Consider the following 21,699-nt stretch of genomic DNA (forward strand, 5'->3'; position numbering starts at 1 on the left):
GGCCTTCCGTCAGGCTGCGTCGGCCTTCAGGCCATGTTCGTAGTCGGCGAGGAATTGCAGCACTTCCTCGCGGTAGGCGTAGAATTTGGGATGCTTGAGCAGCGCCTTGCGGTCGCGCGGACGGGGCAGGTCGACCTCCAGCACCTTGCCGATGGTGGCCATGGGGCCATTGGTCATCATCACCACCTTGTCTGCCAGCAATATGGCCTCATCGACATCGTGGGTGACGCAGACGGCGGTCACCTTGGTGCGATCCCACACCTCCATCAGCACGTCCTGCAAATCCCAGCGGGTCAGGCTGTCGAGCATGCCGAAGGGCTCGTCGAGCAGCAGCAGCTTGGGGCTCAGCGCAAAGGCGCGGGCGATGCCGACGCGCTGGCGCATCCCGTTGGACATATCGGCTGCCAGCTTGTCGATGCTGTCGCCCAGGCCGACGCGGCTCAGATAATATTCGACGATGTCGGCGCGTTCCGCCTTGCTGGCGTGCGGGTAGACCCGCTCCACGCCGATCGACACATTCTGCCGCGCCGTCAGCCAGGGCATCAGGCTGGGCGCCTGGAACACCACCGCCTTGTCGGGCCCGGCGACATCGACTTCGCGGCCGTCGAGGATGATGCCGCCGCCGCTGATGCCGTTGAGGCCCGCCGCCATGGACAGCACGGTCGACTTGCCGCAGCCCGAATGGCCGATCAGCGAGATGAACTCGCCTTTGTTCATCAGCAGGTTGAAATCGGTGACGACGGTCAGCGGCCCCTTGGGCGTGGGATAGACCTTCTGCAGGTTGAAGAATTCAAGGAAACGGCGCTGCGTCCTCGTCTTTGCGGCGTCACGATAGGCCTGAGGCGGCTCGGCGAGCAGGCTGATCGGCGTCACGTCGGGCAGGTTGGCGCGATCCTCGGCCTTGGTCCCGGCCTTCTGCTGCGCATTGAGGCCGCCCAGATATTGCACGATCTCGTTGCGCAACGCCTGATAGGCGGCGTCATGGTTCAGCGCGGTCCGCTCGCGCGGACGGGCGATGCCAACGTCGAAGATGCGGCCGATCTTCGCGCGGGGCGCGGGTTCGAGCACGGCGACCCGGTCCGCCAGCAGCAGCGCCTCGTCCACATCGTTGGTGATGAGGAGGATGGTCCGCTTTTCCTCGGCGCGGATGCGGTCGATCTCGTCCTGCAACTTGGCGCGGGTTAGGGCGTCGAGCGCCGACAGCGGTTCATCCAGCAACAGGATTTCGGGCTTCATGGCGAGCGCACGGGCGACCGCCACGCGCTGGCGCATCCCGCCCGACAATTGCGATGGCTTGCGGTCCATGGCGTGGCCGAGGCCGACCAGCCTGACCTTTTCGTGGACGAGGGCGGTCTGTTCCGCCTTCGACAGCGACTTGTGCACCGCCTCCACCGCCAGCCGGACATTGCCCTCCACCGTCAGCCAGGGGAAGAGCGAGTAGCTCTGGAACACCAGGCCCCGGTCGGCGCCCGGCCCGGTGCAGGGTACGCCTTTTACCTCGATGGCGCCGCTGTCCGGCTCGATCAGGCCGGCGATCGCGGAAATCAGCGTGGTCTTGCCCGATCCGGAGAAGCCCAGGATGGCGATGAACTCGCCTTCGGCCACGTCCAGATTGATGCCGTTGAGCACTTCGGTGCGGGCGCCGGCGCCGTCCACATAGGATTTCGACAGATTCTGCAGGCGCAATACGGGCGTCATTTGCCTACCTCCTTTTCCGAAAATGCGGGCCGTCAGGCCTTGTGGTTGCGGCTTGCCAGAGCCTGGAGCGCACCCATGATGCGGTCGAGGGCGAAGCCGATGAAGCCGATCACCAGAACGGCGAGCATGATGCGGGCGAGCGACTGGCTGGAACCGTTCTGGAATTCATCCCACACGAACTTGCCGAGGCCGGGATTTTGCGCGAGCATTTCGGCCGCGATCAGCACCATCCAGCCCACCCCCAGCGACAGGCGCATGCCCGTGAAGATATAGGGCAGGGACGACGGCAGGATCAGCTTGGTCAAGCGGGCGGCGAAGCCCAGACGCAGCACCTTGCCGACATTCAGCAGATCCTTGTCGATGGAGGCGGCGCCGACCGATGTGTTGATGAGCGTGGGCCAGAGCGAGCAGAGCGTCACGACCAGCGCCGAAATCACGAAGCTTTTGGGCAGCGTCGGATCGGGGCTGGTCATCGTTGCGGAAATGACCATGGTGACGATGGGCAGCCAGGCGAGCGGGCTGACCGGCTTGAAAATCTGGATCAGCGGGTTGATGGCGGCATTGACCCGCTTCGACAGGCCGCACACCAGGCCCAGCGGCACCGCGATCAGCGTGGCGATGATGAAGCCGAGCGCCACCGTTTCGAGCGACGTGACAATCTGGTCGAGGAAGGTCGGCGCGCCGCTATAGGGGAAATTCTGCGCCTCCGCGCCGCGGCCCGCTGCTTCCAGCGCGGCGTTGCGGGCATCCTGCTGGGCGTAGAAATCCGCCTTCGCCTGCTCGGTCGCCTGATAGTCGCCATAAAGCGCGACAGCCTGTTCGGCGACGGCCCCCGGCCCTGGCAGCGCGCCCAGCGAGGTTTGCACCTGCGGCGCCAGCACCGCCCACAGCGTCAGGAAGATGACGATGCCGGCGAGCGGCGCGACCAGGCCCTTTGCGGCTTTGACGATTTGCGGGCCCGAGGGGATGTAACGCGCCATCCATGCCGGAGGAGTTTTGGTATTCATGGGAGCCTCCTCCGGCGCCGCCGAAGCGGCTGGGATGGCGGAGACGGCATCATCAACCAACGCCAGTTGTTCTGCAACAGGGTCGTTTCCGACCTGAACCGCTGTCATCCTGTTCATGATGCTGTCTCCTGTGATGATAGGATCAGTTGGCTTTGACGCCGGCGGCGGTGACGGTCGCCTTGCCCTTCAGGCCGATCGCGAACTGGTCGAGATAGGCGTTGGGCTTGCGGCCGTCATAGGTCTTGCCGTCGATGAACTTGTTGTCGGCGGGCTTGAAACCGTCGGTGTCCGGCACGCTGTCGGCGGGGATCACGCCCTTGGCGACCAGCGCCTTGGCCGCGCCCAGATACAGGTCGGGACGATAGACGGCCTTGGCCATGTCGAAATACCACTGGTCCGGCTTCTGGTCGGCAATCTGGCCCCAGCGGCGCATCTGGGTCATGTACCAGATGGCGTCGGAATAATAGGGATAGCCGGCGAAGTGGTTGAAGAAGATGTTGAAATCGGCGGCCGGGCGGCTGTCGCCCTGTTCGAAGGTGAAGCGGCCGGTCATCGAGGCGGCGATCACCTTGGCGTCGGCACCGACATAATTGGGCTGCGACAGGATCTTCACCGCTTCCGCGCGGTTCTTGCCATTTTCCGCGTCCAGCCACTGCTGCGCCTTGATGATGGCGCGGATCAGGGCGGCGGTGGTCTTGGGGTTCTTCTCGACAAAATCCTTGCGCAGGCCAAACACCTTTTCGGGGTTCAGGCGCCAGATTTCGTCGTCGGTGATGACGGGAACGCCGATCTTCTTCTGCACGGCGGCCTGGTTCCAGGGTTCGCCGACGCAATAGCCTTCGATCGTGCCCGCTTCCATCGTCGCGGGCATCTGCGGCGGCGGGGTGACCGACAACTGAACGTCGGCGCTGGTGGTGCCGCCAACATCGCCGGGCATGTAGTAGCCGGGGTTCAGGCCGCCTGCGGCCAGCCAGTAACGCAGTTCGTAATTATGCGTCGAAACCGGGAAGACCATGCCCATCTTGAAGGGCTTGCCCTGCGCCTTGAAGCTGTCGACGACGGGCTTGAGCGCCGCGGCCGAAATCGGGTGGACGGGCTTGCCGTCCGGCCCCTTGGGCAGGGAGGGGGCGATCATGCCCCACACCTTGTTCGACAGGGTGATGGCGTTGCCGTTGAGGTCGAGGCTGATCGGCGCGACCAGATCCGCCTTGGTGCCAAGGCCGATGGTCGCCGCGATCGGCTGGCCGGCCAGCATGTGCGCGCCATCAAGCTGGCTGCCGATCACGCCGTCCAGCAGCACTTTCCAGTTGGCCTGGGGTTCGAGCGTGACGTTCAGCCCTTCCTCGGCGAAAAAGCCCTTTTCTTTCGCAATTGCGAGAGGGGCCATGTCGGTCAGCTTGATGAAGCCCAGCTTCAGATTGGGCTTTTCGACGGCGCCCCCGGCGATGTCGACCGGCGCCACCGCATTGTCGCTGGGCTTGCTGCCGCAACCGCCCAGGCTTGCCACGACACAGGCCGACGCAAACAGCGCGGCGCCATTTTTCAGAACTGAACGCTTATCCCACATAGCCAAAGCCCCCTCTTGGAAAAGTGGGCAATCCAAGGAACAGCGGAAACAAAAAAGGCCGCCCACAACGGACGGCCTGTTGCAATCCTCGGGGCGGCTTCTTTGCCTTCGGCTTATCCAGATGGAGTGCCAACCTGAGCACCGCCCCCCGATGGACGATGACGGAATATGTCAACGAACGCCATTGCTCGTTGAGAATCGAATGACAGATTCGCAGGGCGTCGACAAGCCCATTTTTCGCAGTGCGGCAAAATCATTGCGTCAGATAGTCGTCGAGCGCATCGGGATCGAAGGCGCGGCCGTCGAAGAAACGGTCCGGCCCCAACAGCAGGCGGCCCTGCATGGAACCGACCGCCAGCGGCGCGTCGATCCCGCCCTCCAGCTTTGCACTGGCCGAGGGCAGCGGCACATCCGTGCCGGCAAAAGCGGCCCGGTAGATATCGGGCCGGAACACCGCTTTCGCGGCCTCATAGCCTTCCGCCGACTGGGCGACATGGCCGGCCTTCACCATCTGGGCATAGAGCCAGGCGGCCTGGCTTACCCAAGGGAAGTTGGCCGCTTCGCGGTGCTGGAACATGAAGTCGGGGATGTCGACGGGGGCGTGGCCGCTGGCCAGCTTGATCCGGTCGGCAATCGCCCGCTCGATCAGTTCGGCCGACCCGTCCAGATATTCGGATCGCGCGAGAATCGCGGCATTGCTGGCATAGAGCGCCGGATCGACAAAGGCCCGACCCGCCGCATAGAGCGCCCGGACCAGCCGCTGGATCAATTCGGGTTCCGCCGCGGCGCGCGCCGTCGGGAGCGCGAGCACCTTTTCGACGCCGCGCAGCCAGATCCGCGACGTCACGTTGATGATGACGCCGACGCCCCGCTCCACCGCGACGCTGTTCCACGGCTCGCCCACGCAGATGCCGTCAATCTCTCCGGTCGCGAGCGCATCGGCCGCCAGCGGGGGCGCGATGGTCAGGATCTCGACGTCCTCGGCCACGTTCACGCCGCTTCCCCGCAACCAATATTGCAGCATGTAATTATGACTGGAATAGCGATGCACGACGCCCAGCCGCAGGCGCGCGCCTTCGTCGGCGCGGGCGCGGATCAGCATGGCCAGCTTGCGCCCCGTCGTCACCGCGTCTTCCAGCACGCCTTCCGCGCACACGGCGGCGGCCAGCGACGGCGCGAGCGTGATCGCGTTGCCATTGAGGCCCAGCACGAAAGGCACGGAGAGGGGGAAAGCCGGGCGATTAAGGCCCAGCGTCGTCGCGATCGCCAGCGGCGCCAGAAGATGCGCCGCATCGCTCCGGCCATAGACGAGCCGGTCGCGCACCGTGGCCCAACTGGAGTCGCGGATCAGGTCGAGCGCGATGCCCTCGTCCTCGGCAAAGCCCAATTCGCGGGCCAGGATCGGCAGGGCGGCGTCGACCAGAGGCAGGAAACCGATGCGAAAATGGTCCATCGTCACAATCCGCCTCCCATGACCTTTTCCGCCGTTATCACCGCGTCCGCCACATCGGCGATGCGGCGATTGCTTTGCATCGCATGATCGCGCAGCATCTTGTAGGCATCGGGTTCCGAAAGTCCGCGCCTTTTCATCAATATCGCTTTCGCCTTGTCGATCGTATCCCTGTCGGCCAGTTTCGATCTGGCCTCCGCCAACTCGCCCTGAAGCCGGGCAAAGGCCTGAAACCGCCGCACCGCCAAATCGAGCACCGGTTTGATCCTCTCCTTGCGCAGCCCGTCGACGACATAGGCGGAAATGCCCGCATCGACGGCTTCGGCTATCGCTTCCTCATCGGACTGATCGACAAACATCGCGATTGGCCGCGCCAGCGCCCGCGACAGCGAGAAGCTTTCCTCCAGCATGTCGCGGCTGGGGTTCTCCAGGTTCATCAAAACCACGTCGGCCGCAAAAGCCTCGATCCGGGCGGCCAGTCCATGACGTTCGACAAAGACGTGCAGGTCCGTAAGGCCTGCTTCGCGCAACCCTTCTTCAATGACGGCCGCGCGGGCCGCGCTTTCATCTACGATGGCTATGCGCACAGCGTCCTGCATTCTGCTGCAATGCAATCTGATTGCGCCGCAGTCGGTATTTGTCAATCACAGGCCGGGGGTCAAGGAACGCGCCCGGCGTCAGCATCCATAGGGGCGCGGCTCCGGCCCGTCGAGCCAGTGGGTGCAGCGCAGGGCCGAGCCATCGTCGCTGTCCGACAGGGCGGCGACGCTCTGCCAGCCTTCGCCACGCAGGGCGGCGGCGCGCGCGGCGTCATGGCCCAGCGGCAGGAACAGGCGGCGTGGTTCGACCATGCCGAAACCGGCGTCGACCAGCGGGTCGGGATAAAGCGAAAAGCCTGTCGCCGCTTCCTCCGACCCATCGGCGCGCATGATGGCATAGCTGCCGCCGCGCCCGATTTCGCCGATGAAGCCGTCGGCAAAGACCGAAAAGCCGAACCAGCTCTGATATTCAAAGCCGTGCCGTTCGGTGGGGTCGAGGGTCAGGCGAATATCCCAGTCGATCGGTTTGGCGATGGCGCGCAGGCCCTTCAGCCGGTCGTCCAGCGCGCCGCCATGGGCCGCGCTCCATGCTTCCAGCCGGTCCATCGCGGCATGAAAGGGACCGGTCGCTTCGATGAGCGGGAGATAGGCGGCGGCGCGCTCGCCCAGCGCGGCCAGCGCGCCGGCATCCTTGGCGTCCAGTTCGGTGCGCACCGCTTCCTTTTCCGTGTCGCTGAGCGGCATATGGCCGGCGGCCAGCGTGTCGATCAGGTCGGGCAGGGTGAAATCAATGGTGATGCCCTTGACCCCGGCGGCCTGCAGCGCCTCGATCGTGACGGTCACGATTTCGGTGGCGGCGGCGACGCTGTCGGCGCCGATCAGTTCGGCGCCCACCTGCATCCGTTCCCGTTCGGGGCGCAACTGGCTGGCCTTCAGGCGGATGACCGATCCGGCATAGGACAGGCGGAGCGGCCGGGCGGCGTTGGCCATGCGGGTGGCGGCGATCCGTCCGACCTGCGCGGTCATGTCGGGCCGCAGGGCGAGCGTGCGCTGCGACACCGGGTCGATCACCCGCAACAGATCCTGCGGCTGCGCCGATTTGAGGCGCGACGCCAGCGTTTCCTCAAATTCGGCCAGCGGCGGCATGACGCGTTCGAACCCATGCCGCGCCACGGTGTCGAGCACGGTGCGCGTGACGCGTGCGGACGCCTCCGCCTGCGGCGGCAGGCGGTCGGAAAGTCCTTCGGGCAACAGGCCAGGCGGGATCATGGTCATTACCTTTGCTCCCTCCCCCCTTGGGGGGAGGGTTGGAGAGAGGGGGGCTCGCGCAAGGCTTGCGCAATCGCGTCCAGCACGCCTTCCATATTTCCCATCACATCGGGATTGCCAAAACGGATCACGCGATACCCCAGCGATTCCAGAAATTCTGTTCGCTGGGCCTCATAGCGATCCTGAGCAGAATGTGTATCCCCATCAACCTCGATGATGAGGCGGGCGGCTTTCGACGCGAAATCGACGATATAGGGTGCGATCACTGTCTGGCGGGTAAATTGCCGATTTTCGAACCGATTGGCGCGCAGGGCGAGCCACAGCTTTTGTTCTGCGGGTGTGGGGTTGGCGCGCATATGCCGGGCGCGATCTTTAAGCGCTGGGTCCAGACGCAATAGTGCCTCCCCCTCTCCCAACCCTCTCCCCGGTGGGGAGAGGGCTTTTCAGCGCCCTGTTCAGGCGAAGCGCAGCGGCTTCACCATTTTCACGCCATCCAGGTTGCATATTTCCCAGCGCAGCGGTTCGGTGACGGTGCCGTCGACCGACAGCAGCAGGACGGCTTCGCCGCCCTGGTTGCGACGGCCCAGGTGGAAGGTGCCGATGTTGACGTCCGCTTCGCCCAGCTTCGACCCCAGGCGACCGATGAAGCCGGGCGCGTCCTGATTGACGATATAGAGCATGGTGCCGCCCAGATCGGCCTCGACCTTGATGCCGAACAGTTCGACAAGGCGCGGCTGGGCGTTGCCGAACAGCGTGCCGGCAACCGACTTGTCGCCATTTTCGGTGGAAACGGTGACACGCACCAGAGTTTGATAATCGCCTTCGCGGTCATGGCGCACTTCGCGCACGTCCAGGCCGCGTTCCTTCGCCAGGAAGGGGGCGTTGACCATGTTCACCGTGTCGGAATAGACGCGCATCAGGCCCGCCAGAACCGCCGCCGTGATCGGCTTCTGGTTCAGTTCGGCGGCATGGCCCTCCACTTCGACCGCAACGCCGGTGATGGCGTCGCCTTCCAACTGGCCGACCAGCGATCCCAGCTTTTCCGCCAGCGCCATATAGGGCCGCAGCTTGGGCGCTTCCTCGGCGCTGAGCGAGGGCACGTTGAGCGCATTGGTGACGCCGCCGTCGAGCAGATAGTCGGATAGCTGCTCCGCCACCTGCAACGCGACATTGACCTGCGCCTCGTCGGTCGACGCGCCCAGATGCGGGGTGCAGATGAAGTTCGGCGTGCCGAACAGCGGCGATTCCTTGGCCGGTTCGGTCTGGAACACGTCGAGCGCCGCCCCCGCGACGTGCCCTGAATCGAGCGCATCCTTGAGCGCCGCCTCGTCGATCAGGCCGCCGCGCGCGCAGTTGATGATCCGCACGCCCTTCTTGGTCTTGGCGAGGTTTTCGCGGCTCAGGATATTGCGGGTCTGGTCGGTCAACGGGGTGTGCAGCGTGATGAAGTCGGCGCGCGCCAGCAGCGTGTCGAGATCGGCCTTCTCCACGCCCATTTCGATGGCCCGTTCGGGCGTCAGGAACGGGTCGAAGGCGACGACCTTCATCTTGAGGCCGAGCGCGCGGGCAGCGACGATCGAACCGATATTGCCGGCGCCGATCAGGCCCAGCGTCTTGCCGGTGACTTCGACGCCCATGAAACCGTTTTTCGGCCACAGACCCGCCTGCGTCTGCGCATTGGCTTCGGGAATCTGGCGGGCCAGGGCGAACATCAGGGCGATGGCGTGCTCGGCGGTGGTGATGGAGTTGCCGAAGGGCGTGTTCATCACCACGACGCCGCGCGCGCTGGCATAGGGAATGTCGACATTGTCGACGCCGATGCCGGCGCGGCCGATGACCTTCAAATTGGTGGCGGCGTCGAGTATGTCCTTCGTCACCTTGGTCGATGAACGGATGGCGAGGCCGTCATAATCGCCGATCATCGCCGCCAGTTCTTCCGGGGTCTTGCCGGTGATGACGTCGACTTCGACGCCCCGCTCCCGGAAGATCGCGGCGGCGCGGGGGTCCATCTTGTCGGAAATAAGGACTTTGGGCATGACGAATTGCCTTTCTTTGCAATTCGTCATCCTGACGAAAGTCAGGATCTCAGGCGGCCAGGCTGAACCTGAAGGCCCGAGATCCCAGCCTTCGCTGGGATGACGAGAAAATGGGGAGAGTGTTAAGCAGCCTTGGTCTGGGCATAGGCCCAGTCGAGCCAGGGGCCGAGCGCCACGATATCCGCCGTTTCGACGGTCCCGCCGCACCAGATGCGCAGGCCCGCCGGAGCGTCGCGATAGCCCGCGACATCATAAGCGGCGCCTTCCTTTTCGAGCAGGCCGGCAAACGCCTTGATGAAGGCTTCGTCCGCGCCCTCGACCGTCAGGCAGACGCTGGTGGTCGACCGCGAGGCGGGATCGGCGGCGAGATGGCCCAGCCAGTCGCGTTCCTCGACGATGCTGTTCAGCGCCGCCGCATTGGCGTTGCTGCGCGCGATCAGGGCGGAAAGGCCACCCAGCGACTTGCCCCATTCCAGCGCGAAGATCGCGTCTTCCACGGCCAGCATCGACGGGGTGTTGATCGTCTCGCCCTTGAACACGCCTTCGGCGAGCTTGCCCTTGGCCATCAGGCGGAACACCTTGGGCAACGGCCAGGCCGGCGTGTGGGTTTCCAGGCGCTCGACGGCGCGCGGGCCGAGGATCAGCACGCCATGGCCGCCTTCGCCGCCCAGCACCTTCTGCCAGGAGAAGGTGGCGACGTCGATCTTGGCCCAGTCGATGTCATAGGCGAACACGGCGCTGGTCGCGTCGGCGAAGGTCAGCCCTTGCCGGTCGGCGGGGATCCAGTCGGCATTGGGCACGCGCACGCCCGAAGTCGTGCCGTTCCAGGTGAACAGAACGTCGTTGCTGAAATCGACGGTCGAAAGGTCGGGCAACTGGCCATAATCGGCGCGGATCACGGTCGGGTCGAGCTTCAGCTGCTTGGCGGCGTCCGTCACCCAGCCTTCGCCGAAGCTTTCCCAGGCCAGCGTCGTGACAGGGCGAGCGCCCAGCATCGTCCACATCGCCATTTCAAAGGCGCCGGTGTCGGAGCCGGGGACGATGCCGATGCGGTGCGTATCGGGCAGGTTCAGCAGCTCGCGCATCAGGTCGATGCAATAGGCGAGGCGGGTCTTGCCGATCTTGGCGCGGTGCGAGCGGCCGAGCGAGTCGGTGGCCAGCTTGTCGGCGCTCCAGCCCGGAGGCTTGGCGCAGGGACCGGAAGAGAAAAAGGGGCGGGCCGGACGGGTGGCGGGCTTTTCAGCAGGCGCAATAGTGGCGTCAACGGCAGTCAGATCAGTCATGTTATGCGTCTCCTTGCAGAGAGCACGCGCGGCGTTGGGACCGCGTGGCCCGTCGGCCGCCCTAGAGAAATCGGCGCAGCTGTCAAGCGGATTGAAGGTCGGGGTCGGCCCGCTGGCCGACCAACGTCGGCCTGCCGAATCTTCAACCCGGCCCGGGAATCCGTCGCCGTTTGGCTGAAACGGGCGCGATGGCGGGCGAACGGCCCACCGTTCGCCGCACACTTATCGGAAAATTTACCAACCGGGCATAGGCAGGGTCCATGCGCAGCTTATGGGACATGGGACCGAAACGGGGCTGGGCGCTGGCGCTGGCGGCGACGATGCCGCTCGCCGCCTGCGGCATTCCCGAAGGACGACCGGGCCGAGCCGTCGTCTCCGCGCCCCGGCCCGCTGAGCCCGACCCGGCGGCCCGCCAGTGCATGGCCAATCTGGCCGCCATCGACGTGCGCTTCACCCCCTTGCCGGATCAACGCTATGGCGGCGGATGCACATCGATCGGCACTGTGCGCCTGCTCGACATCGGGGTGCCCGCAACCAACCTGGGCGCCATGACCTGCCCGCTGGCGGCCAATTTCGTCGCCTGGGCCCGCTATGGCGTGGAACCGGCCGCGCGGTTGCTGCTGGGTGGAGAAATCGCCCGGATCGAAACATTCGGCACCTATAATTGCCGCCCGATCGCGGGCAGCGCCAGATTGTCCGAACATGCGCACGGCAACGCGGTGGACGTTTCCGCCTTCGTCCTGACCGATGGCCGACGCATCACCGTGAAGGACGGATGGAATGGCGCCCGGCGCACGCGCCAGTTTCTGACCGTGGTCCATGCCAGCGCCTGCAAGCGTTTCAGCACCGTGCTTGGCCCCAATTACAACGCCGCGCATCAGGACCATCTTCATTTCGACATGGGCGGGGGCGGCGGCTTTTGTCGTTAGGCGCTGGTCCGATGCGGGCTTGGTTTTGCGCCGGGCGCGCATTAAACTGGCGCAAATGACGAAAAAAGACATTGAAGAACGCAAGTTCCGCCCGGCCCGCGAAGAGGCCGTCGAAGCCCGCAAGCAAACGGGCACCCCCCAGACGCAGAGCGCCGCATACAAGCTCGCCTTTCAGGATGCCGAATTCCTGCTGCGCGAGGATTTGCGGCCCGTGCGCTTCCAGTTGGAACTGCTCAAGCCCCAATTGCTGATGGACGAAGCGCGAATCGAATCGACCTTCGTCTTCTACGGCTCGGCCCGTATTCCCCGGCCCGATCAGGCGCAGGCGCGCATCGATGCAGCGGCCACGCCCGAACAGCGGCGTATCGCCGAAAATCTGGCGAAAAAGGCGCGCTATTATGACGAAGCGCGCAAACTGGCCGCCATCGCCGCCGCCTATCCGCCCAATGCGGCGGGATGCCGCCATTTCGTCGTCTGTTCGGGCGGCGGCCCTTCGATCATGGAGGCGGCCAATCGCGGCGCGGTCGACGTGGGCGCGCAGACCATCGGCATGAATATCGTCCTGCCGCACGAGCAGGCGCCCAATCCCTATGTCACGCCGGAATTGAGCTTCCAGTTTCACTATTTCGCGCTGCGCAAGATGCATTTCCTGCTGCGCGCACGGGCGCTGGCCGTGTTCCCCGGCGGCTTTGGCACGTTCGACGAGTTTTTCGAGCTGCTGACTTTGATCCAGACCGGCAAGATGAAGCGGATTCCGGTGCTGCTGTTCGGCCGTGAATTCTGGAACCGGGTGGTCGATTTCGAGGCGCTGGCCGATGAAGGCGTAATCGCGCACAGGGATCTGGACCTCATCACCTGGGTGGAAAGCGCCGAGGAAGGCTGGGCCGCGGTCCAGGATTTTTATGGCGACGCCGTGCCGGGCTGCGACGAGGAGCTGCCCTGCGCCTGAATGCGGGCGTCCCGCCTCAGTCGCGCGCGCTCAGCCGCTCGACTTCGTCATGCAGGGCCTGGATCGATGCGACCAGCCGCGCCCGGTCGCTCTGCAACTGTTCCAGCGCGTCGCGGGTTTCGCCCAGTTCCATGGCGCGGCGGGCGACGCGCGCGTCCAGTTCCACATTGCGGCGGCTCAGCGCGCCGATACGCCGCGCCCGGTCGCTGGCGTGGCGCAGCCGTGCGTCGAGCGCGTCGAAATCCAGCGGCTTGGCCACATGATCGTCGGCCCCGGCGCGCAGCGCCTCCACCACGGCCAGGCTGTCGGACCGGCTGGTGATCATCACGATCGAACTGTCGGGCGCGACCCCGGCCGATCGGATGCGTTTCATCGTTTCGATGCCGGACATCATCGCCATGCCCATGTCGATCAGGATCACGTCGAACGGCCGCCCGGACAGCATGCTAATCGCCGCGACGCCGTTTTCCGCGAGCGACACATCATAGTCGAGATGGGACAGGCGGCGCGCCATCACCGTGCGCGCGGTGGGATTTTCATCGACCACCAGCAATCGCAAACGGCGGCGCAGGCCGGCCTCGAAACTGTCGTCCAGATCGTCGGCGCGATGGAAAATCTGCATGATCTCGTCCCCGAATGGTGAGTCGAGCCTAGGAAAAGAGCGCGAAAAAATGGTTAACGGATTACAGGAATTTAATTAGGATCGCCCCGTCAGTCGCCATAGCCTTCCTCCATCGGCAAGCCTGCCGCCAGGGGGAGAAAGATCATGACTTCCACCAACATCGTGCAATTCGACATCGATGACATAGCCGATCTGGCCGAAGGCGTGAACGGGACGGCGGGCGACGACGGCCTGTCGATCAGCCTGATGGACGTGGTGATCGCAATCATCGTCAACCGTTGAGCGCGGGCGTGGCGGCGCTGGCGCAGGCGGTCGCCGCTGCACAGGCGAGCGATGATGTGGCGGCCGCGGTTGATCGCATCATGCCGTTCCTGGCCGATACCGGCTGGCTTGACGCACTGCTGCGCGATGGTTGCAGGGCCATGGCGGCCGATGCCTTGAGCCTTTGGCCGCTGCGCGCATCGCGTTCGGGTGGCGCGCGGCAGTTGCTGCTTGCGCGGTCGGAACGGATTGTGGCGACCCTGGCCATCATCGACCCGATGGAACCCGGCAAGGCCCTCGAACCGGTCGCCTTTGTCGGTCGACGTCTCCTTTGCCGCCCGCTCGGCGGTGCGGCGGCGCCAGCGATGCTCTACGAGCTGGCGGACGGCCAGGCGGCGTCGCGCGACATGATCGCTTTGTCGCCCGACAAGGTCCATGCCCTCGACGAAAGCCGTTTCGCCTGGCGCTTCATGCCTGCGCGCCGCCCCGTCGTCCTGCTGCGCGCGCACATCGCTGGGCCCGGCCCGGTGTCGATCCACCGACATGACGGCGCGGATGGCGCGCGCCTCTCCTCCATCCTTGCCGACGAGGAACATGACCGGGCGATGATGATGTTGTCGTTGCTGCGGATGCAGGGGCGAACCGATGCCGCGGCCCTTTTCCGCGCCGCGCTGGATGCGCCATCGGGGTTGCAGCGATGGGCGGCGATGCGCGAATGGCTGGCGCTCGACACCGCCGCCGCGCTGCCGGACCTTGCCGCCATGGCCGACGGCGATGCCGACGCGGCGGTGCGCGATGTTGCGCGGCAGACGCTGGACCGCGCGCAGCCATGCCCCGCCTGATCGCAGGGCCGCCGCCCGCCGCGCCCGTCGACGTCGATGCGCTGGTCGACCATTGCGAATCGGCCGCCTTCGACCCCCGCGATCGCGAGAGCCTGGCCGCCGCCGCCCCCATGCTCCGCGCGCTGGCGGCCAACCGTCATTTTCTGGCCGACATGGCTATGGCGGAACTCAAGACCCGCTGCGCCGGGCAGCGGCGCGACAATCCCTATTCGGCTCAGGTCATGCTGTTGCGCCCGCCGCGCGGCAAATATGTACTGCGCGCCGCCTTCTGGCCATCGGCGCGCGACCATGTGATGCGCGCCAAGGGGGCAGCCGCCTTCCTCTATCATGTGCCGCACGACCATGGCTTCGATTTCCTGACGGTCGGCTATCTGGGGCCGGGCTATTGGTCCGATTATTATGAGCATGACGGGACTTTGCTGGGCCTGCCGGGCGAGAAGGCGGCGCTGCGGCATGTCGAAAGCAGCGCCCTATGCGAAGGGCGCGTGCTGCTCTATCGCGCGCACCGCGACATCCATGTCCAGCGCCCGCCCGCCCGGATGTCGATTTCGCTCAATATCCTCACCAGCCTGCCCGATCAGGGCTGGCGACGGCAATATCGGTTCGATCTGGAGAATGGCTGCGTCGCCGAGTGCATGACCATCTCCAGCGCGCAGATGCTGCTGGAACTGGCGGTCGAAACCGGCATGGCCGAAGGAATCGACCTTGCCCGACACTTTGCGCGCCTTCACCCGGACGACGCCATGCGGCTGACGGCTTGGCGGGCGCTGGCCCCGGATGCGCCCGATGCAGCCGCCGACCATTGGGAGGAAGGCGCGCGCAACGGCAGCGCGCTCGTTCGCGCGGCCAGCGCCAAGGCTTTGAAACTGATCGAAAATGGACCGGGTTGACCTTGCCTCGCCGCATTGTTTTGCGGTGCAATATCGGCGGCAGCGATGGTGGAGTTGGGCGGGCTTGGGCCAGAAAATGCTGGACGGATGGGGGCTGGGGGCGGAATTCGCGCCGCTGGCCCATGCGCTGGGCCTCCGGGGATTTGCCGTCAACCCGGTGTCGCCCTCACAGGATATGGCCTCGGCCCTGCGTCTCGACGGGCTGCACATCCTGTGGCAGCGCGACGACGATCCGTCGATGCGGGCGGCGGCGTTCGACGATGGCGCCGACGAGGTGGTGGGGCCATGGATGGACGTGGGCGAGGCCGCCGCGCGAATCATCCGCCTGATCGAACGAATCAGGGCGCGAAACCGGACCAGCGGTGACGCGCATATTCATTGCGGCGACCTGACCATCGGGTTGATCGACCGGGCGGTGGCGCGATCCGGGCGTCCCATCGACCTGCTGGCGCGCGAATATGCGCTGCTGCTCTGCCTCGCCCGGCGGCCGGGCCGCACGGTCAGCCGGATGGAATTGCTGCGCGATGTATGGCGGCTGGATTTCGATCCCGGCACCAACCGGGTTGAGGTGCACATGTCGCGCCTGCGCGCCAAGATTGATCGCGGTTTCCCCCGGCCATTGCTTCACACGGTGAAGGGGCGGGGCTATGCGCTCTGCGTCAGCGCCGACGGCATCTTGTCGGCGTAGAGCATCCGGCCGGGGCCGAGCATCCCCAGCACCTGCGGCAGCATGTGCGGCGCCAGTGCGAAGCAGCCTTCGCTGCGGCCCAGCTTGCCCCAGGCCGCGATCTGGTTTTCGCCGACATAATCGGCGCCGTGGATCACGATGGCGCGGCTTTCGGCGTTGCTGTTCTGGGCGTCGAGGCCGTGCAGGCGCATCGCCGCGCCATGCTGGCCATCATAGATTTCGCCCGTCTTGAACGCGCCCGCGCAACTGGCCAGCGAATTGGGTTCATTGGAAAAGCGTTGCAGCCAGCCCGAATGGGCCGGGTCCGACCCGCGCCCATGGGCGACCAGATAGCTGTGGCTCTGCCCGCTCACCAGGTCGACGATGTGAAAACGCATATCCTTAGACGCCTGCGTGAAATCGGCGATGGCGATCCGGTCGCGCAGTTCGAACTGGCCCTGATGCTGGTCCAGCGCCGCCTTCGCTCGGTCGAGTAGCCCCGACCAGGGCATATGGGCAAAGGCTGGCGGGGTTACAGCCGCCATCGCGGCGCGCGCAGCCAGGGGCTGAAACAGGGCGAGGCCAAGGCCGGTGAGGGCGTTTCTTGTAAAGCTGCGGCGATCCATTGACCGCCACTATAGCGATTTTGCCTGCGCCCTCCAATATCGTCGTCAGTCGTCCGATGCCGTCTGGTTGCTCGATTCGTCGACGGGCGCGACCTGTTCGGCGGGCGGGATGCGCGCGGTCATGCCGACGGCGGCGGCATCGTCCAGCATCTGCTGGTCGGCGTCGACATCGGGCGCGGGGATGGGCGCGACCTTGTTCTCCACCGGCGCGGGGGCGGGCGGGGCGACATTTTCCGGGTCGTCCATCACCGGCGGTTCGACCAGATTATTGACGACGGGCGCTTCCTTCTCCGCCTTGCGATCGCAGGCGGACAGGGCGGCGACACTGATCAGGGCGATGGCGGCAAGGGCGGAACGGCGCATGGGTTCAATCCTTCGATGCGAGAGTAGCGGCGGCGGCGCGTTCGCTCGACGCCTCGATCTTCTGGGCGAGCAGCTTGTCCCAGCCATAGGGGTCTTCGCGGAAATTCATCGCGCCGTTGCTGCCGGCAAAGGCCGTCCAGTACAGTAGATAGACGGCGACCTCGCGGGGCAGCGACACGCGCTGGGTCTTGCCCTGGTCGATCAGCGCCTGAATCTGGCCTTCGAGTTCCGGATCGCCCTGCACCATCATTTCAGCGAGCGCCACCGGCTTTTCCAGCCGTACGCAGCCATGGCTGGCCAGCCGGTCATAGCTGCTGAACTTGCCGCGCGCGGGCGTGTCGTGCAGGTAGACGGCAAAGGGATTGTCGAAATCGAACTTCAACCGCCCCAGCGCGCTGTTGGGTCCGGCGGGCTGGACGATCCGTTCGCCGCCTTCGGGCGTTTTCAATATCTTGTATCCCTGCGCGATCAGCGTGCCGCGCCCCTTGGGCCATAGTTCCCGTTTGGCGATGGATGTCGGCACATTCCAGGGCGGGTTGACCACGATCGACCGGATGCTGGACGCCAGCATCGGCGTCGCGTTGCTGGGGCTGCCGGTGACGGCGCGCATGGATTTGACCGGCTGGTCCCCTTCGAACATGGTGAGGACAGCGGCGGCGATGTTTACCTGAACCCTGTTTTCGGGCAATTGCCGGGGCAGCCAGCGCCACCGTTCCATATTGGCCATGATCGCGCCGATCCGGTCGGCCACCTGCACATTGAGCGAGGCGAGCGTGCGCGCGTCGAGCTGTCCCGTGGGGTTGAGGCCATAGCGGCGCTGCGCCCGCTGGATCGCGGCGGACACGGGCTCGGCCGCGCTGATCTCCTTGTCCTCCATGGCGAGGCGCCGGCGCACGGTGGCGGCGTCCGACTGGGCGGTCAGGCTGGGCCAACCGCCCGCGTCGCGAATCTGCTCATAGGCGACCAGCCCCTTTCGCAACCCCTCATAACCGGCATAGGGCGGCGTCAGCCCCGCCACCCATTGCGGCAGCCGGTCGGCGGTGATGGCGGCGGCCAAACCAGGGCGCGGATCGAACGCCGCCGGGCGCAGCGCCCACACCTCCAGGAAATCGGCGGTGTCGACGCGCCCGCGGGTCAGCGCGCGGGCGCGGTCGAGCACGGCGCTGACCAGCGCGTCGCCGGACAGCGCGCGCGTCGCCCGGTTGCGCGACGACAGCCCCTGTTGCGCGCCCTGTTTCAGCCAGTCGTTCAGATAGCCCTGCTGCGCTGGGCTCATCGCCGGAATGGGGATGGGCGGCGGGTTCAGATTGGCGGGCGGGGGTGCGACTTCTCCTGTCGTTGAAGGCAGATCGAGTTGCAGTTGCGGCGCAGGTTCGGCTGGGGGCGGCGTCTGCGCGAGAGCCGTAACGGGGGCGAGCGAAAGGAGCACAGCCTGACCGGCCTGACGAAGCGGGGAAAGATGGACCATGGGCCAGCAGATAGCGCAACTTGACTCCCGATCAAACTGGTAGACTGACTATTGGTCGATGCTGCACGTCGTTCATCATCCCGACTATGTCTTTCCCGCCACGGCGCCCGGTCCCTGGCTCTATGACAAATATGGGCTTGTCATGCTGGCGCTGGAGGAAAGGGGCGTCGCAATGACGATCCATCGCCCCGACCCCATGCCGCGTCCCTGGCTGGAGGCGGTGCACGATCCCGAATATGTCGCACAGGTGCTGACGCAGACCGTGCCCGCGCACAAGGAACGGCGGATCGGCTTTGCGGTGACCGACCGGGGGGCGCGCCGGGCGCAATTGACGCCCGGCGGCACATGGCTGGCGGCGCGGCTGGCGATGGCGCACGGCCATGCCGCCAATGCGGCGGGGGGCAGCCATCATGCGCTGGCTGATACAGGCGCGGGCTATTGCGTGTTCAACGACCTTGCCATCGCCGCCCACCGGCTGATCGCGGAGGGCGACGCGCGGCGGGTGATGATCGTCGACCTCGACGTGCATCAGGGCGACGGCACGGCGGCGCTGACCGCAGGGCGGGCCGACATCTTCACCCTGTCCATCCATGCCGAACGCAATTTCCCCGCGCGCAAGGCGCGCTCGTCGCTGGACATCGGCCTGCCCGACGGGGTGGAGGACGACGCCTATCTGGCGTTGCTGGCCGAAACCCTGCCGCGCCTGCTCGACGATTTCGCGCCCGACATCATCCTCTATCAGGCCGGCGTCGACCCGCATCGCGACGACCGGCTGGGGCGGCTGGCGCTCAGCGATGCAGGGCTGGAGGCGCGCGACCGCTTCGTCATGCGGCAGGCGCGGATTCGCGGCATCCCGCTCGCCAGCACATTGGGCGGCGGCTATGGACAGGATCGCATGGCCGTCGCGCGCCGCCACGCCGCCAGCATGATCGCGCTGGCCAGCGAGAATGCGGATCAGTGAAGCGTCGGCTCGCCTGGAAAGGCGTCTGGCATGATTTTGGCGGCGATCAGCACGGCGGCGGCCAGCCCGGCAAAATCGGAGAAGGCGAGGTAGAGGATATAGCCCCAGGGCGCATGGTTGAAGATCGCCTGGCCGACATGCATCCACAGCACCGCCGCGCCCGCAAAGACGATGCCCAGCCGCGCCCGCGCCGCCATGTCGCCCGCCGCCCAGCGCAGGGCCAGAGCGATCAGCACGCCGACCAGCAGCGACAGGATGAAGCCGCCCGCCAGCGCGCCGCCATCGGTCACCGGATAGCCATTGCTGTTATAGAATACCTGCGCGATCGGCCCGCGCCCGAACAAGATCGTCCCTTGCGCCGTCGACGGGTCGGGGATGATGTAGACGCCGGTGCCTCCGGCGTTCAGCGCCTGCGCCATCGCCGCCTGCAATTGCGCGGCGGCGGCGGGATCGGCGCTGGAAAAGGCGAGGTTGCTGAGCGGCGTGCCCCAGAAGATGAAGCCCACCAGATAGAGCGCGAAACCGCCCAGCAGACCCCCCAAAATCGTCTTGCCCATCATCGTCACTCCCCGTTTCGCCAGCTATAAAGGTGCAGGCACAACGCGCGGGAGTCCAATATTATCCGCGCCTATTCCTCGCCATAACGGCTCATGCGGCGGATGAAGCCGATAAGGCCGGTCTGGCGGCTGCGCTTCATCCGTTCGGCGTGCAGGATCGTGCGGACCTTTTCGAAACAGGCGTCGGCATCGTCGTTGACCAGCACATAGTCATAACCGTCCCAGTGGGCGATTTCGCTGGCGGCGCGGCTCATGCGGCCGACGATCACCGCTTCGCTGTCGGTGGCGCGGCCGCGCAGGCGGCGCTCCAGTTCCTCCATCGACGGCGGCAGGATGAACACGCGCACCACGTCGCCCCCGGCAATCTGGTGCAATTGCTGCGCGCCCTGCCAGTCGATGTCGAACAACACGTCGCGCCCGGCGTCGAGGTCCGCATCCACCGGCGCGCGCGGCGTGCCGTAGCGATTGCCGAAGACATGCGCCCATTCGAGAAACTCGTGATTGTTCGCCATCGCCCGGAATTGCTCCAGATCGACGAAATGATAATCCTTGCCGTCGACCTCGCCGGGGCGAATGGGGCGGGTGGTGGCGGACACCGACATGGCCAGATCGGGTTCGGCCTCCAGCAATTTGCGCGCGATGGTGGACTTGCCCGCGCCCGAAGGCGATGACAGGACGAAGAGCACGCCGCGGCGGCGGAAACCATGGGGATCGGTCAGGGTGCTGTGGGCCATGGCCGCTAGTGCCGTCATGCACGGCGTTTTGCAAGGGGGGCGGGAATGAAGGCGGGGGCGCGGGATAGGCAAGGCTGGATCGTCGCGGGATTGCTGGCGCTGGCGACCCTCGTCATGCTGCTCATCATGGGTCGGCCGCCCATCTGCACCTGCGGCGCGGTGGAATTATGGCATGGCGCGATCGACAGCGGCAACAGCCAGCATATCGCCGACTGGTACAGCCCCAGCCATGTGATCCACGGCTTCCTGTTCTTCGCGGCGGGCTGGTGGCTGCTGCGCCGCGCGCCGCTCGCCTGGCGCTATGCGCTGGCGGTCGGGATAGAGGGTTCCTGGGAAATCCTCGAAAACTCGCCGGTCATCATCGACCGTTACCGCACCGCCACCATGGCGCTTGGCTATAGCGGCGACAGCATCCTCAATTCGATGAGCGACCTGGCGATGATGAGCATCGGTTTCTGGTTAGCGGCGCGGATGGACTGGCGGGTGACGCTGGCGCTGGCCGTCGCCATGGAATGGCTGACGCTGTGGGTGATCCGCGACAATCTGACGCTCAATGTGCTGATGCTGAGCTTTCCGGTCGACGCCATCAAGGCCTGGCAGGCGGGCGGCTGACGCGCCTTCAGCCCTGCCCGCCCTGTTTGCGCGCGCGCGCCTCGGCGATCAATATGGGCTTGGCCGGAGCGGGCAGAGCCTTCGCCTTGCGTTGGTCCAGTTCACGCTTGGCTTCGTAAAGCCGCCCGGCCAGATAGGCGCCGGTCACCACCATCGCGCCGACCGGATGCCGCCGGATCAGTTGCTTGGCGCCCATGCCGGCGATCAGGCCGATGACTCCCTTCTTCCCCGTTTCCGCCGCGACGCGCGCGGCGATGACGGTCGCGCCGATGCCGGCCGCCTTGCGGAGCAGGCCATGGTCCTTCGCTTTTGCCGGCTTGGCGGCGGGGGGCGCTTCGGCGGCGATCTGTTTCTTCGTCCTCATGCCCT

At 65.8% G+C, this 21,699-nt stretch carries 24 protein-coding genes; 8 read left to right on the forward strand and 16 right to left on the reverse strand.

The window, feature by feature from the left end; all coding sequences use genetic code 11:
* Positions 1-9: 9 nt before the first annotated feature.
* The 9 genes from GGR44_RS10005 to GGR44_RS10045 form a co-directional block, all read right to left on the reverse strand.
* Positions 10-1,698, reverse strand: a complete 1,689-nt coding sequence (locus GGR44_RS10005) for a nitrate ABC transporter ATP-binding protein (RefSeq protein WP_183955442.1) — start codon at positions 1,696-1,698, stop codon at positions 10-12.
* Between the two features lie 32 nt (positions 1,699-1,730).
* The gene (locus GGR44_RS10010) at positions 1,731-2,705 is read right to left on the reverse strand and encodes an ABC transporter permease (RefSeq protein ID WP_221214336.1); all 975 of its coding nucleotides are present in this window, start codon (positions 2,703-2,705) and stop codon (positions 1,731-1,733) included.
* Positions 2,706-2,847: 142 nt separating this feature from the next.
* Positions 2,848-4,212 carry a CmpA/NrtA family ABC transporter substrate-binding protein gene (locus GGR44_RS10015; RefSeq protein WP_343052324.1) on the reverse strand — a complete coding sequence of 455 codons (1,365 nt, stop codon included), beginning with the start codon at positions 4,210-4,212 and terminating at the stop codon, positions 2,848-2,850.
* 313 nt (positions 4,213-4,525) lie between these two features.
* Entirely contained in the window at positions 4,526-5,725 is a 1,200-nt protein-coding gene (locus tag GGR44_RS10020) for a CmpA/NrtA family ABC transporter substrate-binding protein (protein ID WP_183955615.1), read from the reverse strand.
* Positions 5,726-5,727: 2 nt separating this feature from the next.
* Positions 5,728-6,309 carry an ANTAR domain-containing protein gene (locus GGR44_RS10025; RefSeq protein WP_183955616.1) on the reverse strand — a complete coding sequence of 194 codons (582 nt, stop codon included), beginning with the start codon at positions 6,307-6,309 and terminating at the stop codon, positions 5,728-5,730.
* A 90-nt stretch (positions 6,310-6,399) separates the two neighbouring features.
* The gene (locus tag GGR44_RS10030) at positions 6,400-7,536 is read right to left on the reverse strand and encodes an ATP phosphoribosyltransferase regulatory subunit (RefSeq protein WP_183955443.1); all 1,137 of its coding nucleotides are present in this window, start codon (positions 7,534-7,536) and stop codon (positions 6,400-6,402) included.
* Entirely contained in the window at positions 7,536-7,886 is a 351-nt protein-coding gene (locus tag GGR44_RS10035) for an endonuclease domain-containing protein (protein WP_183955444.1), read from the reverse strand. The genes GGR44_RS10030 and GGR44_RS10035 overlap by 1 nt, the downstream gene beginning before the upstream one ends.
* Positions 7,887-7,985: 99 nt before the next feature.
* A complete protein-coding gene (serA, locus tag GGR44_RS10040) occupies positions 7,986-9,566 on the reverse strand; it encodes a phosphoglycerate dehydrogenase (protein ID WP_183955445.1) in 1,581 nt (526 codons plus the stop codon).
* 122 nt (positions 9,567-9,688) lie between these two features.
* Positions 9,689-10,849, reverse strand: coding sequence for a phosphoserine transaminase (locus tag GGR44_RS10045; RefSeq protein ID WP_183955446.1), 1,161 nt, complete (start codon positions 10,847-10,849; stop codon positions 9,689-9,691).
* Positions 10,850-11,109: 260 nt separating this feature from the next.
* On the opposite strand from GGR44_RS10045, the gene GGR44_RS10050 reads away from it, so the two are divergent.
* Together GGR44_RS10050 and GGR44_RS10055 are read left to right on the forward strand one after the other, a co-directional pair.
* A complete protein-coding gene (locus tag GGR44_RS10050; RefSeq protein WP_183955447.1) occupies positions 11,110-11,778 on the forward strand; it encodes an extensin family protein in 669 nt (222 codons plus the stop codon).
* Positions 11,779-11,833: 55 nt separating this feature from the next.
* Positions 11,834-12,727 carry an LOG family protein gene (locus GGR44_RS10055; RefSeq protein WP_183955448.1) on the forward strand — a complete coding sequence of 298 codons (894 nt, stop codon included), beginning with the start codon at positions 11,834-11,836 and terminating at the stop codon, positions 12,725-12,727.
* Between the two features lie 16 nt (positions 12,728-12,743).
* Here the strand turns inward: GGR44_RS10055 and GGR44_RS10060 are convergent, their stop codons facing one another.
* Positions 12,744-13,349, reverse strand: a complete 606-nt coding sequence (locus GGR44_RS10060) for a response regulator (RefSeq protein ID WP_183955449.1) — start codon at positions 13,347-13,349, stop codon at positions 12,744-12,746.
* 144 nt (positions 13,350-13,493) lie between these two features.
* Here GGR44_RS10060 and GGR44_RS10065 point away from each other — a divergent pair, with 144 nt between their 5' ends.
* Genes GGR44_RS10065 through GGR44_RS10080 form a run of 4 tightly spaced genes read left to right on the forward strand, consistent with a single transcriptional unit; the run spans position 13,494 to position 16,030 of the window.
* Complete coding sequence (locus GGR44_RS10065) at positions 13,494-13,631, forward strand: hypothetical protein (RefSeq protein WP_183955450.1); 138 nt, start codon at positions 13,494-13,496, stop codon at positions 13,629-13,631.
* Complete coding sequence (locus GGR44_RS10070; protein ID WP_221214338.1) at positions 13,628-14,452, forward strand: hypothetical protein; 825 nt, start codon at positions 13,628-13,630, stop codon at positions 14,450-14,452. The genes GGR44_RS10065 and GGR44_RS10070 overlap by 4 nt, the downstream gene beginning before the upstream one ends.
* Positions 14,440-15,342, forward strand: a complete 903-nt coding sequence (locus tag GGR44_RS10075; protein ID WP_183955451.1) for a transposase — start codon at positions 14,440-14,442, stop codon at positions 15,340-15,342. The genes GGR44_RS10070 and GGR44_RS10075 overlap by 13 nt, the downstream gene beginning before the upstream one ends.
* Positions 15,329-16,030 (forward strand): winged helix-turn-helix domain-containing protein, encoded by a 702-nt coding sequence (locus tag GGR44_RS10080; protein WP_246344528.1) that lies wholly within the window; start codon positions 15,329-15,331, stop codon positions 16,028-16,030. The genes GGR44_RS10075 and GGR44_RS10080 overlap by 14 nt, the downstream gene beginning before the upstream one ends.
* On the opposite strand, the gene GGR44_RS10085 is transcribed toward GGR44_RS10080, so the two are convergent.
* Genes GGR44_RS10085 through GGR44_RS10095 form a run of 3 tightly spaced genes read right to left on the reverse strand, consistent with a single transcriptional unit; the run spans position 15,988 to position 18,466 of the window.
* Positions 15,988-16,635: a murein L,D-transpeptidase catalytic domain family protein gene (locus tag GGR44_RS10085; RefSeq protein ID WP_183955452.1), complete on the reverse strand. Its 648-nt coding sequence runs from the start codon at positions 16,633-16,635 to the stop codon at positions 15,988-15,990. The genes GGR44_RS10080 and GGR44_RS10085 overlap by 43 nt on opposite strands.
* A 45-nt stretch (positions 16,636-16,680) precedes the next feature.
* Positions 16,681-16,998, reverse strand: a complete 318-nt coding sequence (locus GGR44_RS10090; RefSeq protein WP_183955453.1) for a hypothetical protein — start codon at positions 16,996-16,998, stop codon at positions 16,681-16,683.
* A 4-nt stretch (positions 16,999-17,002) separates the two neighbouring features.
* On the reverse strand, positions 17,003-18,466 hold the full coding sequence (locus GGR44_RS10095; RefSeq protein WP_183955454.1) for a L,D-transpeptidase family protein: 1,464 nt from the start codon (positions 18,464-18,466) through the stop codon (positions 17,003-17,005).
* Positions 18,467-18,524: 58 nt separating this feature from the next.
* Here GGR44_RS10095 and GGR44_RS10100 point away from each other — a divergent pair, with 58 nt between their 5' ends.
* Positions 18,525-19,427, forward strand: coding sequence for a histone deacetylase family protein (locus GGR44_RS10100; protein ID WP_183955455.1), 903 nt, complete (start codon positions 18,525-18,527; stop codon positions 19,425-19,427).
* On the opposite strand, the gene GGR44_RS10105 is transcribed toward GGR44_RS10100, so the two are convergent.
* Entirely contained in the window at positions 19,421-19,987 is a 567-nt protein-coding gene (locus GGR44_RS10105) for a hypothetical protein (RefSeq protein ID WP_183955456.1), read from the reverse strand. The genes GGR44_RS10100 and GGR44_RS10105 overlap by 7 nt on opposite strands.
* Positions 19,988-20,055: 68 nt before the next feature.
* On the reverse strand, positions 20,056-20,718 hold the full coding sequence (gene gmk / locus GGR44_RS10110; RefSeq protein WP_183955619.1) for a guanylate kinase: 663 nt from the start codon (positions 20,716-20,718) through the stop codon (positions 20,056-20,058).
* A 45-nt stretch (positions 20,719-20,763) separates the two neighbouring features.
* Between gmk and GGR44_RS10115 the strand changes: the two genes are divergently transcribed.
* The gene (locus GGR44_RS10115) at positions 20,764-21,330 is read left to right on the forward strand and encodes a DUF2585 domain-containing protein (RefSeq protein WP_183955457.1); all 567 of its coding nucleotides are present in this window, start codon (positions 20,764-20,766) and stop codon (positions 21,328-21,330) included.
* Positions 21,331-21,337: 7 nt separating this feature from the next.
* On the opposite strand, the gene GGR44_RS10120 is transcribed toward GGR44_RS10115, so the two are convergent.
* On the reverse strand, positions 21,338-21,694 hold the full coding sequence (locus GGR44_RS10120; RefSeq protein WP_246344529.1) for a hypothetical protein: 357 nt from the start codon (positions 21,692-21,694) through the stop codon (positions 21,338-21,340).
* Between the last annotated feature and the right edge of the window lie 5 nt (positions 21,695-21,699).

The organism is Sphingobium fontiphilum (assembly GCF_014196635.1).
In the GTDB taxonomy this organism is placed as follows: Bacteria; Pseudomonadota; Alphaproteobacteria; order Sphingomonadales; family Sphingomonadaceae; genus Sphingobium; species Sphingobium fontiphilum.

Coding starts and splice junctions, on each gene's coding strand:
- GGR44_RS10005 (WP_183955442.1), bottom strand. CDS start 1,698: ATGACGCCCGTATTGCGCCTGCAGAATCTGTCGAAATCCTATGTGGAC.
- GGR44_RS10010 (WP_221214336.1), bottom strand. CDS start 2,705: ATGAATACCAAAACTCCTCCGGCATGGATGGCGCGTTACATCCCCTCG.
- GGR44_RS10020 (WP_183955615.1), bottom strand. CDS start 5,725: ATGGACCATTTTCGCATCGGTTTCCTGCCTCTGGTCGACGCCGCCCTG.
- GGR44_RS10030 (WP_183955443.1), bottom strand. CDS start 7,536: ATGACCATGATCCCGCCTGGCCTGTTGCCCGAAGGACTTTCCGACCGC.
- GGR44_RS10035 (WP_183955444.1), bottom strand. CDS start 7,886: ATGCGCGCCAACCCCACACCCGCAGAACAAAAGCTGTGGCTCGCCCTG.
- serA (WP_183955445.1), bottom strand. CDS start 9,566: ATGCCCAAAGTCCTTATTTCCGACAAGATGGACCCCCGCGCCGCCGCG.
- GGR44_RS10045 (WP_183955446.1), bottom strand. CDS start 10,849: ATGACTGATCTGACTGCCGTTGACGCCACTATTGCGCCTGCTGAAAAG.
- GGR44_RS10050 (WP_183955447.1), top strand. CDS start 11,110: ATGCGCAGCTTATGGGACATGGGACCGAAACGGGGCTGGGCGCTGGCG.
- GGR44_RS10055 (WP_183955448.1), top strand. CDS start 11,834: ATGACGAAAAAAGACATTGAAGAACGCAAGTTCCGCCCGGCCCGCGAA.
- GGR44_RS10060 (WP_183955449.1), bottom strand. CDS start 13,349: ATGCAGATTTTCCATCGCGCCGACGATCTGGACGACAGTTTCGAGGCC.
- GGR44_RS10065 (WP_183955450.1), top strand. CDS start 13,494: ATGACTTCCACCAACATCGTGCAATTCGACATCGATGACATAGCCGAT.
- GGR44_RS10075 (WP_183955451.1), top strand. CDS start 14,440: ATGCCCCGCCTGATCGCAGGGCCGCCGCCCGCCGCGCCCGTCGACGTC.
- GGR44_RS10080 (WP_246344528.1), top strand. CDS start 15,329: ATGGACCGGGTTGACCTTGCCTCGCCGCATTGTTTTGCGGTGCAATAT.
- GGR44_RS10085 (WP_183955452.1), bottom strand. CDS start 16,635: ATGGATCGCCGCAGCTTTACAAGAAACGCCCTCACCGGCCTTGGCCTC.
- GGR44_RS10090 (WP_183955453.1), bottom strand. CDS start 16,998: ATGCGCCGTTCCGCCCTTGCCGCCATCGCCCTGATCAGTGTCGCCGCC.
- GGR44_RS10095 (WP_183955454.1), bottom strand. CDS start 18,466: ATGGTCCATCTTTCCCCGCTTCGTCAGGCCGGTCAGGCTGTGCTCCTT.
- GGR44_RS10100 (WP_183955455.1), top strand. CDS start 18,525: ATGCTGCACGTCGTTCATCATCCCGACTATGTCTTTCCCGCCACGGCG.
- GGR44_RS10105 (WP_183955456.1), bottom strand. CDS start 19,987: ATGATGGGCAAGACGATTTTGGGGGGTCTGCTGGGCGGTTTCGCGCTC.
- gmk (WP_183955619.1), bottom strand. CDS start 20,718: ATGGCCCACAGCACCCTGACCGATCCCCATGGTTTCCGCCGCCGCGGC.
- GGR44_RS10115 (WP_183955457.1), top strand. CDS start 20,764: ATGAAGGCGGGGGCGCGGGATAGGCAAGGCTGGATCGTCGCGGGATTG.
- GGR44_RS10120 (WP_246344529.1), bottom strand. CDS start 21,694: ATGAGGACGAAGAAACAGATCGCCGCCGAAGCGCCCCCCGCCGCCAAG.